Raw genomic sequence first — 12,354 nt, 5'->3', positions numbered from 1 at the left:
GCTGGTGTGACTATGCCGAACCCCGCTGAGCCCGCCGTGCCGACGGCCGATTTCTCCCTGCTGCTGCCGGTCTACGCCGGAGACGACGCCGGGTTCCTGCGCCTCGCCTTCGAAAGCTCCGTCGATCGGCAGACGCTGCGCCCCGCCGAGGCCGTGATCGTCGAGGACGGCCCGGTCTCACCCGAGCTCGCACGCGAGCTCGACCGGATCGAGTCGGCGAGCCCGATCCCCGTGGTGCGGGTGCGCCTGCCGGAGAACCGGGGCCTCACGGCCGCGCTCAACCGTGGGCTGGAGGCCTGCGCGCAGCCCGTCGTCGCGCGCATGGACGCGGACGACGTCTCCGAGCCCGAGCGCTTCGCACGCCAGTGGGCGCTGATCGAGGAGGGCTACGACCTCGTCGGCACCGGCATGGCCGAGTTCGAGTCCGACCCCGGAGAGACTGCCGCGGTGCGCACGCCGCCCGTCGGCGCCGAGCGGATCCGGGCGCACGCCCGCACGCACAACCCGTTCAACCACCCCACGATGATGTATCGGATCGCGGCTCTCGACCGGATCGGCCGCTACGAGCCGTTCGGCAAGATGGAGGACTACTGGCTCGGGATCCGGCTCATCGACTCGGGTGCCCGGGTCGAGAACCTCCCCGAGCCGCTGCTGCGCTACCGCGTGGGGGCGGGCGCGTTCGCCCGCCGCGGCGGCTGGACCGAGGCGCGCACCGAGTGGCGCCTGCAGGGCGAGCTGCGCCGCATGGGCTTCATCACCCGCACGGAGTACGCGCGCAACGTCGTGATGAAGGGCGTGTACCGGCTGCTCCCCGCGGGCCTGAAGCGGGTGCTCTTCCGCGGGCTCGTGAGCCGCGGCCTTCCGGGCGACCGAGCCGAGTGAGCCCCGCCCAGCGCGGAACATGCGCGCCGGGCGGTGGCGAGCGCCGAGCGCCTCGAAGCGGGGCGTTCGCGGGGGAGCGAGCCGTGGCCGCCTAGACTGGGCACATGTTTTCGGGAGGACGCGCACGTCGGCACGCCGCGAGAACCCTGGCGATCACCCTGGGAATCACCCTGCTCTGCGGGGTCGGGGCAGTGTCCCCTGCGGGGGCAGTCGCCGGGGGGACGCCGACTCGGGGCGTGGAATCGCCCGGGCAGGATCCCGTGCCAGCTCCTGATCCGGCGACACCCCCCGTCCCGACCGGGCCGGGCGATCCGGATCTTCCGGAAGAGCCCTCCACTGAGCCCGGCACGCCAGGAACGGACCCGGGAGTCGACCCCGGAACCGAGCCGACGCCGGAACCGGGAACGGATCCCGACGGAGAGCCCGAACCGGGTACCGAGCTGCCAGAAGAAGGGATCCGCGGCGCCAACGGGGGCCTCGTATCGGATTCTCCCGGCCCCGCCGACGCGCGACCGTGGGATGGAAGCGCGATCGCTCCGCTCACGAACGCCTCGGGCCGAGCCCTGATCGGCGACAACTATCCGCAGAAGTACAAGCAGCTCCCGATGTTCCCCATCCGCTGGGATGAGTGGAACTTCGCGCATCGCCAGTGCACCTCGTTCGTGGCCTGGCGCCTGAACACCGCGAACAAGATCCCGTTCAGCAACCAGTACGGGGGCCTGGTCCGCTGGGGCAATGCGTCCGAGTGGGGAGACTCGGCGCGGAGCCTCGGGATTCGAGTGGACCGCACACCCGAGGTCGGGGCCATCGCATGGAGCGGCCCCTACTACGGTGGCGCCTCCGAGTTCGGCCACGTGGCCTGGGTCGCCGACGTGCTGAGCGACGGTCGCGTGGTCATCGAGGAGTACAACTACGGCTGGGCCGGGGCGTATTACAGCCGAACCATCCGGTCGGACGAGTTTCAGGGGTACATCCACATCGCGGATCTCACCTCCCCATTCACGAAGACGACGAAGCCGACGATCTCGGGTGCAGCAATGGTGGGCGGCACGCTGACCGCGACCGTCTCGGGGTGGACGCCGAAGCCCACGAGCTATCGGTATCGGTGGCTCCGAGACGGGGCGGTCATCCCGGGGGCGACGAAAGCGAACTACCAGCCCGTCCTGGCAGACTTCGGTACCCGCATCACCGTCGAGGCTACTGGGGATCTGCGAGGCTACCGGCCCGCTGCAACGGTGTCAGCCGCGACAGGTGCCGTTCAGATGGTGGACAGCAACGGCAATGGAATCGACGACACTCAGGAGATCCTCCCCTGGAACTCGGATGTGAACGGCGACGGTCTTCCCGACGCTGTGGGGTTCGCGAGCAACGGTGTCCAGGTTGCGCTTCGGACTCAGACGGGGTTCGGCCAAGCGAAGACGTGGGGGAGCGGTTTCGGGACCGAGACGGGGTGGACTCCTTCGCGCCATCCGCGCACGCTCGTTGACGTCAACGGTGATGGGAAATCCGACGTAGTGGGCTTCGCCGATGACGGCGTCTACGTTTCGCTCAGCACGGGCAGCGGATTCTCCGCGATGAAGCGGTGGTCTGCGCAGTTCGGCTCGGCCGATGGGTGGGCGGTGGCCCACCACCCTCGAACACTCGTCGATGTCAACGGCGACGGCCTCGCGGATATCGTTGCCTTCGCCTCCGACGGGGTCTACGTGGCTGTGAACACGGGCAAGGGCTTCGCGGGCATGAAGAAGTGGTACGACGGATTCGGGACGGCCAAGGGGTGGACTGTCGATAAGACCCCGAGATTCCTGCAAGACATGAACGGCGATGGCCGTCCCGATGTGGTGGGTATTTCGAACGCTGGGGTCTACGTTGCGCTCAATACCGGGACGAAATTCGCTGCAGCGAAGCAGTGGAGCGCGCAGTTCGCTGGCAAGGACGGCTGGGCGCTGGTTGCGCACCCGCGGGCTCTCGCAGACGTCAATGGTGATGGCCGGCCAGACCTGGTGGGCTTCGCCTCGGACGGAGTCTACGTTGCGATCAACACCGGGAGCGGTCTCCGGCCGATGACGCTCTGGCGGGGCGGCTTCGGCACGGCCGCCGGCTGGCTCGTCGGCACTCACCCGCGGGTCCTCGCTGATGTGAACGGCGACGGTCGCGCTGACGTGATCGGTTTCGACAATGACGGGGTGCTCGTCGCGCTGAGTACGGGGAGCGGGTTCGCGGCGCCGACCCGGTGGACTGGAGAGTTCGGCGCGCGAGACTGGCGGAACAACACGCTCCCGCGGCAAGTCACGGATGTCGATGGCGACGGGCGGGCTGACATCGTGGGCTTCAGCGCTGCCGGGGTGCGGATCGCCCGCAGCTCCGGCACTGGATTCGGTGCGTCGCGCATCGAGCACGCTGGGATGGGGACGAGCGCTGGCGGGTGGTTCGTCGCCGAGCACCCGCGTTCCGTGGGAATCCTTACACTCGCGCAACGCCCGACCCCGCAGATCTCAGGACAGGTGCGTGTGGGGGAGCAGTTGGCTGCGAGTCCGGGCCAGTGGCAGCCCGCACCGGTGCAGCTCACCTCTCAGTGGCTCCGGGACGGAAAAGCGATCCCTGGGGCAACCGGAACCAAGTACACGTTGACCCCGGCCGATCGAGGAACGCAGATCTCGTTCCGCAGTACCGGAGCGAAGCCCGCCCACGCGAGTGTGACCCGCGTCTCAGCGAGCCACACCGTAGCGCCGGGCGTACTGTCGACCACCTCACCGCGCATCACCGGAACGCCGTCAGTAGGGGCGACCCTCACCGCACAGTCGGGGACCTGGGGGCCGGGAACGGTCCAGCTGAGCTTCCAGTGGTTCCGGAACGGAACGGCGATACCAGGTGCGACGGGGACGAGCTATCGAGTCGCATCCGGTGACGTCGCTCGGAGGTTGACGGTCGCGGTGACTGGGACGAAGACCGGTTATACCTCCGCGGTGCGTTCCTCCGCAACGGTGAAGGTCCCCGGTACACCGGCGCCTCCGGCACAGCCGCCGTTCGCAGATGTCTCCGCGAACCACAAGTTCGCGCGGGAGATCGGGTGGATGTCCACCTCGGGGATGTCGACCGGGGTCAAGCAGCCATCCGGGAAGCCCAAGTACTTGCCGAAGGAGCAGGTGACTCGTGAAGCGATGGCGGCCTTCCTGTTCAGGCTCGCAGCAGACAAATCGTTCACCGCGCCGAAAAGCTCCCCGTTTGTGGACGTCCCCACGAACCACCAGTTCTATCGGGAGATCGCGTGGATGCACGAGACCGGGTTGAGCACGGGAATCAAGACCTCGCGGGGGCTGGTGTACGACCCGAAGGCACCGGTTTCCCGCGAAGCCATGGCCGCATTCCTGTTCCGTCTGGAGAAGCCGACGTACACGGCACCTGCGCGTTCGCCCTTTGCGGACGTAGGCCCCGGCGACCGGTTCTCCCGTGAGATCTCCTGGATGTACGATTCAGGACTGTCGACCGGGATCCGCCAGCCCGGCGGGAAGCCGAAGTACTCGCCCGCGGCCGCGGTGTCCCGTGAAGCGATGGCGGCGTTCTTGTACCGGCTCGAGACGGGCGGCTAGCGGGAATGCAGGGGGTGCGCACCGTGAGTAGTTGTGGGAGAAACCCCGCATCGGTCGGAGCGCCCTCTAGGGTGGGAGTATGAATCGGCGCCCCCGGAGTTTTCTCTACCTCACAGCAGCACTGTCAATGATTGCAGGCTTGCTGGTACCTGCGACAAGTGCTCTCGCGGTCGACGGATTCGCCGACGATCCAACCACAGAGGTTGTCGAGGAAACCCTCTTGAACGGCGAGGAAGAATCGGTGGCAGAACCGGAAGCGGAAGAAGGAAAAGCTGACGATAGCCCTGAGTCTCCTGACTCCACAGGAACGGGAGTTCCAATCCCGGCCGAGAATCTCATGGTTCCCGACGAGACTGAGCCACAAGCGACGAACGATGCCGCAACTGTCGATGATTCATGGCAGATTCGCGACGCAGAGCTACGAGCCCTGGAATCTGAGGAACGGGGCTCGCGTCTCGCCGCGCAGAACGCTCTCACTTCGAACGTGAGTTCTACCAGCGGTTTCAGAGCCGGATATATCATCTCGGATTCAAACTTCTACAACGCGAACGCAATGAGCGTGTCGCAGATCCAGGACTTCCTCAACCAGCGAGTTCCCCGTTGCACGCTGGGTGAACCTGGCAAACCGCCTGGTGGAATCTACTACTTCCCGAATGGAGACTCGACGCGACTCGCAATGAAGTGTCTTCGAGATGAAAAATTCTCGACACCGAATCAGCCTGCGAATGCATATTGCAAGGCCTACTCCGGGGGAACAGGCCAGACTGCCGCCATGATCTTGCAGAGAGTAGGGGCAGCTTGCGGTATCAGCTCAAAGGCTCTTCTTGTTCTGTTGGAGAAGGAACAGTCTCTCGTTACGGATGACTTCCCAGCGCAGCATCAGTTTGATCGTGCGACCGGGTATGCCTGCCCCGACGATAGCGCCGGTGGAGCGATGTGCGATTCGCGTTACTACGGCTTCTTTAACCAGGTCTACCTGGCAGCGTGGCAATTCAAGGCATACAAGACAAATCCAAGCAACTACAATCACGTCCCGTTCCAGAATAACCAGATCAAATGGGCGCCAGACGATAAGAATCGTGTGCCAGTCGACTGTGGACGCTCGACGGTCTATATCGAGAACCTTGCGACGGCCGGGCTCTACAACTACACGCCTTATCGCCCAAATCAATCTGCTCTTGATGCAGGTGGGGGCACCGGAAACGCGTGCTCGAGCTACGGCAACCGGAACTTCTATCGTTTTTATAAGCAGTGGTTCGGATCGCCGAACACCTTCTTCCCCGACGTCCCCCAGAGCCACCAGTTCTTCACTGAAATTGAGTGGATGGGCACGAGCGGGTTGAGTACCGGAATCAAGACGGCAGACGGGCGGGAGGCTCAGTACCAGCCCAAGACCAGGGTGTCTCGGGAGGCGATGGCCGCGTTCCTGTACCGTCTGCAGGGCGCGAACTACCGGGGACCAGCTGTCTCTCCGTTCTCAGATGTGAAGCCGGGTGACCCGTTCTACAACGAGATCGCGTGGATGCATCAGATGGGCTACTCGACTGGCATCAAGCAGCCCTCTGGCAAACCAAAGTATGCGCCGAAGGATCGGGTCTCCCGCGAGGCGATGGCTGCCTTCATCTACCGAATGGAGAAGGCGAGCTACGTTGGGCCTGCAGTTTCTCCGTTCGCAGACGTTCGCAAGGGCGACAAGTTCTACAACGAGATCGCGTGGATGCATCAGAAGGGCTACTCGACTGGCATCAAGCAGCCCTCTGGCAAACCAAAGTATGCGCCGAAGGATCGGGTCTCCCGCGAAGCCATGGCCGCGTTCATCTATCGCCTGAAGCACTGACCTGAACCAACCCACCAGAGCTGCACACAGATGGCGGGAACCGCTGAGTCGTTTCCCGCCATCCTGTGAGGAGACTTAGCTGCCGTAGGGGCGCAGTCGCGCTTCAATCTCGCCGACGATGCGGGCAGAGGCTTTCCCGTCACGTAGCGGGTACAGCCGTGCAATGCGACGACGATATGTCGGTAGCTCGGCGTGCGTGCCGGAGATCATCTCCTCAAGCGCCTGCTCAAGCGTGGCTCGCTCCTCGCAGACCGGGCCGAAACCGTCGCGAATGTAGTCGAAATACCCAGGGGACCCAATATGCCCGCCGGAGAAGAACTCTTCTCGGTCGAACTGGAAGTACACCGAGGGTGCGTTGCAGAATGCGCCTTCGAACGCCTGAGATGAGTAGTCCGTGACAACGAGTGTTGCGCCGGCGAGGATTTCCTGGACGTCGTCGCCGACATAGGAGACTCGACGGACTCCCGGAGGAACAACGAGATCTTGCCAGTGCGCATCGATGCCGGGGTGCGGGAGGAGAACCACCTCGATGTCTGGCCGTTGAGCGAGCGCTGAGAGGTACGCGCCGTTCAAGAATCGCGACCACTCGGTGACGAACTGCGAATCCGCAAAACCATCCAACTGGCTTCGTTCGGCTCCGGTATTCTCGCCGAGCAGATAGTTGCGCCACGTCGGCATGAGCACAATGCGGTGGGTGCCCTCCCGCCGCAGGGGAGCTTCCGCCATCAGCCGGAACAGGCGATCGTGGCGCGGCATGCCAGTGAGCGTGACCTCTCGTTCGGAAAGGTTGTACGGGGAGGGGCTGCCTGCAATCGACTGATGCTCAGGCAACGTTGCCGTGACTAAGTGATCTACGGTCTTCGGGTTCCACCACCGATGCAGCAGGTCCTTCGTGACCCCGTGCTGGAGGAACGAATAGCTCCAGGTCTTCTCGAGGAATCTCTTCGGGAACGGCTGCACGATGTAGTGATCGATCATGGAGGAAGCGAGCACCTGCGCCTCCTTCATGAGCGCGAAGTGCTTCTTGCTCCCGTGCGCCACGAGCCGGAAGCCATCCGCCTTCAGACGAGCCCAGTCGCTCGTTCCCTGGTCGATGACGAACCAGGCGTTGATGTCGGGTCTTGCTTCCCGAAGGTAACGGTAGAGCGCCTCGGCGTTGTCGTTGGCCTGAGTGTTTCGATCGATCAGCACCCAAGCGTTGGCGAACTGGCGGCGCCAGCCGAGGACACCGCCGAGCCGATAAGCGAGCGCGTAGGACGTCCTCAGCAGACGCTCCTGGATCGCCTGAGTGCGGGCCGACCTCTTAGCGGCCGTCCGCGCATCAGCTCGAGGTGTCAGAACTGGACGGCCTGCACGCGGAGGGGTCTTCCCGAGTGCACGCCCAGCATCACGCGTCGTGAAAACAGCTCCCCCCGCGTAAAACTCAATCTCCCGCGATGAGAACTTCACATCTCTGGCATCGCCGGAGTTCAGCGCGTCTGTAATCCAGTAGATGTTCTCGAAAACCCAGGTTTCCCCGAAGTAGTGCAGTTCTCTACTGGTCGTAAATGCCCGGGACCGGTCTTTTCGTCGAGAGGAGATGGGAACTGTGATCTCTGGCGCTCCTGAATGGAACGTGATCTTGTTCAGTCGCCGAACTGGATCATGCGCACGGAACACAGCGATTGACGTGACGAGCTCGGGATCTACGGCAGCTTCCCAAGCTGCCCGGATGTCGAGAGGCACGTTCACCACCCGGAACGAACGAATGTGGTTGATCCCGATCCTGCGAAGCACTTCCCTGGACGCTGAGTTAAACCGCTGGTTCGTGGAGTCGTCCATTGCGAACACAGATGATCGGAAACGTAGGTATTGACGGAACACCCAATACATGTCGTACAGAATGACGTTGGCGAGCCACGCGGGGCACGTGCTTCCTGCCTCGTCGAGGAGTCGGTTGTAGACCGTTTCAAACAGAGGAAGCTTGTGGGTGTAATCGGCGGAAGACGTCGCGATAATTGAGTCTGCCCGGGAATGGTAGTAGTAGTGCGCCTGGGGAACAATTGCGTACTGCGCCTGGGGGAGACGAAGCAAGAACTGCGAGATCAGCTGAGCGTCCTCAAACCCGCTGCGTAGCGTCTCGTCGTGAGTGACCCCGGTCTCTGCGACTCGGCTGAGCCGGAGGGCAATCGTTCCGCCCGCGAGATGGATCATCTCCGGATCCGATGCCAGATCGACGACAAAAGGCTCATCGTGGTTTGCGAACTTGTAGTCGAGCGGGTGCGGGACGACCTGACCCTCCTGGCTGATTCGTACCAAGCGGGTCACAAACATGTCGATCTCGGGGAACTGAAGAATGCCGCCGAAAATCTCCGAGAAGTACTGAGGCGAGAGCTCATCATCAGGTCCCGAGAAGCTCACCCATTCGCCCTGGGCTCGCTCGAGTCCGGTGTTGAGGGCCCCAGCGACTCCGCGGTTCTCTTGGACGATGAGCGACACGGCGAACTGTGACCGCGGCATCCATTCCGCGATGATCTGCTCAGATCGATCCGGGGAGCCATCGATCACGAAGAGCAGCTCGACGGACGCAGGGTTGCAGTCTTGTGCGTCCAGGCTATGGAGCAGCACCGGAAGGTACGTTTCGACGTTGTAGCAGGGGATCACGAGGCTCAGGCGAGGGGCAGAATCAGCGCTCAGTGCACGCTCATTCGTGGAGACCCGGACCTGGGCGGAGGAGTCGTGGGTCATTTCTGTTGGTTCTCCTGGAGACGCAAGCCAATGTACCTGGGTAATCGTACCGTGAACACGCGGGAAACGACCGAGGAGGCGCTTCTCAAAGGAATCAACGGGCGTCGCCGCCGGGTACTCCGGATACCCTAGTGAGCATGCGCTACGTGGATCTCACGGGCGTGAAGTGATTGATCCCGGAGGACCTGACAGATGACCGAGCCTGACGTTTCCGTCATCATCATTGGGTACAACGACGCGACGCATCTCCCCAGTGCGGTGGAGTCGGCTCTTGCGCAGACGCATCCGAGTATCGAGGTGATCATCAGCGACGATCACTCGACTGACGCGACCCCGGAGATCGTAGCTGGCTTCGTGGCACGAGACTCGCGGGTGCGTTCCCATCGGCGTGCGGAGAACTCCGGCGCTCCCGGGGCCCCGTTGAACGACGGCCTGCGGATCGCCACGGGACGATATGTCATGTTCTTGGGGTCCGACGATGAGCTGCCCACGGGAGCGGTGGCCGCGCTCTTGGCCGAAGCAGACGATAGCGGAGCGGACATCGTTTCCGGCCTGTTGACGAGAGTGCTGAGGAACGATGGAGGGCGCCGAGTCCCGTGGTTCCCCGAACTGCATGCGGAACGGCGCTATGGAGCGAGCATTGCGGCGCTTCCGGGTGAGGTGCAGGACACCCTGACGACGAACAAGCTGTACCGCAGGTCCTTTCTCGAGCGGATCGGGGCCCGGTTCCCTGAAGGGATGCTGTACGAGGATGTCGTGTTCTCGGCGACAACGCTTGCTCAAGCATCGGGAATCGTGCAGATCTCCGATGAGGTCTATCTCTGGAATGTCTATCCGAACGAGGAACGCCAGTCGATCACGAACCAGCGTCACACACGGAAGAATCTCGAGGATCGGCTCCGGTCACTCGATCTCGCCGAGGCGGCCTTCGCCGATTGCGGGGAGTCGGTTGTCGCTGCCTTCGAGGACAAGGTGATTGCGCATCACCTGCGGTTCTACCTGAACGACTTCCTCGAATCCGAGGATGAGTGGTGCAGAGAGGTTTTGGAGCTCATCCGCCCTCGGTTGGAGAAGACCTCGCTCGCCACGTTCGAACGGCGATTCTTGGGAGATCGCCTGCTCTATGCTGCGGCAGCCGGAGGAGACGTTCCAGGAGTGCGTACCGTTCTCCGAGGCAAACTGGGCGGTGCGCTCGCCGGTCGATTCTTCGGCTCTGGTGGAGGCCTCTTCTGGGCGCCCCGAGATGCAGCGAGTCGACCAACCGCGAGCATCCGGGCTCGAGAACTGAGTGGACTTGCCGATGTCTCTCGTGTGCCACGCTCCCACTCGGAGCTGATGTACTTGCACGCGATCGAGAACATCGAAGTTGATGAGCGTTCGATCCGGATCACCGGATGGAGTTCGGATCCGCTCGGTGCGCTGCGTGAGCCTGGCTCGAGGCTCAGCGTGCGGGTATCCCGATCCGGAAACTTGAGAGAGCTGGCTACCGTACATGCGGCGGCCGACGATGGCGTCACCTGGATCGCCGAGCTGCCGGTCGACGGCGAAGCGCCGCAGTTCGGCTCCTGGGAGCTCTCTGCGCTCGCGACGGATTCGCACGGACGCGCGAACTACTCGCCCGTGCAAGCGCTTCCGGATAGCGCGCTCCTCGTGACCGGGCACCGGTCAGACGTTTGGGATCTTCAGCGGGTGGCGCACGGTCCCGCACGAGTCACGGTTCGAGCAGCCGTGCCCGAGGGCGCACCGAACGTGCCCCGTGTGCTCGTGATTGGCGATGTGAGCTGGAACGGCCGCTACCACCTGGGTGATGAGGCGATGACGGAGGCCGCGATCGCTCAGCTGCGTCAGCGTGGCTGCGAGGTCACGGTGATCGCAGGAGATCCCGCGACCTCGCGCGCGCAGTACGGGGTTGCAGCCGTTCCCAGCTTCGGCTTTATTCGCGAGAAGAACCGTGCGGATCGGAAGCGTCGCCTCGACGCGCTGATCGCTGGGGCGCGCGGGCGCGCAGAGCTCGACGAGCACGACGCGCTGACTGTATCCGCGGTGAAGGACGCTGACGCCGTGATTATTGCCGGCGGCGGAAATCTGAACTCGACGGGCTCACAGCACATCTTCGAGCGGGTGGCGCTGAAGCGAATCGCCGAGTCCGCGGGCGTGCCGCTCTTCGTGACGAGCCAAACGGTCGGACCACTCCTGGTTCCCGAGGACCGCCCACTCGTGCGTGAACTCTTGGACTACGCTCTCGCGTTCGGCGCGCGAGAGCGGGCGACCGCCGCTCTCCTTCGAGAGCTGGGAGCGGGATCGGGAAATGTGGTGCAGACACTGGACGATGCGCTGCTTCTCGAACCGGCTGACTCCACTCCAGCACTGCACGAGCAGCTCCAGCTTCCGTCGAAATACGTCGTCGGCAGCTTTACATTCCACGCGTACTCGACGGGCCTTGCCCGAGAGGAGTACTACCGAGACCTTGCACGGATCCTCGATGCACTGGTCGACGCACACAACCTCGACGTGGTGCTCCTCCCTCACATGGGAGTGCTGGGGGCCGCAGAGCAGGACGGACGTGAGAACGACGTCTACGGCCATGATCGTGTGGTGCACTACACGCAGAGTGGGCGAGTGCGCTCGCTCCCCATGATTTCGGCGCGGGAAGTGCTGACGGTCACGTCGGGGGCAGAATTCACCCTGTCCACCCGTTATCACCCGTTGGTCTTCGGCGCCGCAGTCGGCACTCCCGCGGTCGGCCTGGTGACGAGCTACTACTCAGCGCTCCGGATGCGCGGAGCGCTTGCGGGGTTCGGGATGGAGTCGTTCGCCATCCCATTCGAGTACTGGACCCCGGTGCACGGCGCACCCTTGATGGATGCGCTGCGCGAGCGCCGTGACGAGTTTGCCGCGCACGTAGCCCGGTCCGGTGCCGCGCAACGTGGATTCCAAGGGCGCTGGTGGGATGCGATCGTGGAGTGTATCCGCACGCGCACGCCAGTGAGTCTCCCGGATGTGCTGGCGGCGGACCCAGTGAGCTGGTGCAATGAGCAGGAGGAACAGCTCCTGGCTCTGTCACGAGTAGCTCATGAAGCGACAAACATGTACCGAATGAACAACCTCGTCAACGTCGAAGACCACGCGGCCCGGATCTCGCAGCTCGAACGCTCAACCCAGCGGGCAGAGCAGCACTCGGAGCGGAGCTCCGTTCAACTCCGGCAGGAACTCGAAGCGTTGCGCGCCGAGATGGGTACGCTTGCGCACCGAGTACGTCCTCCCGGTGCGCGCACCCGAGACCGCATTCGGCTTGCCCTGAGGCGTATCCGGCGCGGATAG

General features: G+C 63.7%; 5 protein-coding genes. 4 read left to right on the top strand and 1 reads right to left on the bottom strand.

The features are described 5' to 3' along the window. The first annotated feature begins 12 nt into the window (after positions 1–12). From U874_RS0108180 to U874_RS15120, 3 genes are all read left to right on the top strand, one after another. Entirely contained in the window at positions 13–882 is an 870-nt protein-coding gene (locus tag U874_RS0108180; RefSeq protein ID WP_029988010.1) for a glycosyltransferase, read from the top strand. Positions 883–1,487: 605 nt separating this feature from the next. Next, on the top strand, positions 1,488–4,469 hold the full coding sequence (locus tag U874_RS14785; RefSeq protein ID WP_025134052.1) for an FG-GAP-like repeat-containing protein: 2,982 nt from the start codon (positions 1,488–1,490) through the stop codon (positions 4,467–4,469). A gap of 79 nt (positions 4,470–4,548) precedes the next feature. Further along, positions 4,549–6,306: an S-layer homology domain-containing protein gene (locus U874_RS15120; RefSeq protein WP_081809946.1), complete on the top strand. Its 1,758-nt coding sequence runs from the start codon at positions 4,549–4,551 to the stop codon at positions 6,304–6,306. Between the two features lie 75 nt (positions 6,307–6,381). Here the strand turns inward: U874_RS15120 and U874_RS0108165 are convergent, their stop codons facing one another. Beyond that, a complete protein-coding gene (locus tag U874_RS0108165; protein WP_025134050.1) occupies positions 6,382–9,033 on the bottom strand; it encodes a CDP-glycerol glycerophosphotransferase family protein in 2,652 nt (883 codons plus the stop codon). 192 nt (positions 9,034–9,225) lie between these two features. On the opposite strand from U874_RS0108165, the gene U874_RS14780 reads away from it, so the two are divergent. Next, positions 9,226–12,354, top strand: a complete 3,129-nt coding sequence (locus U874_RS14780) for a polysaccharide pyruvyl transferase family protein (protein WP_025134049.1) — start codon at positions 9,226–9,228, stop codon at positions 12,352–12,354.

The organism is Leucobacter sp. PH1c (assembly GCF_000633415.1).
Classification (GTDB): domain Bacteria; phylum Actinomycetota; class Actinomycetes; order Actinomycetales; family Microbacteriaceae; genus Leucobacter.
The sequence above is the reverse complement of the archived record's forward strand: the minus strand, read 5'-3'. Positions and strand labels throughout refer to the sequence as shown.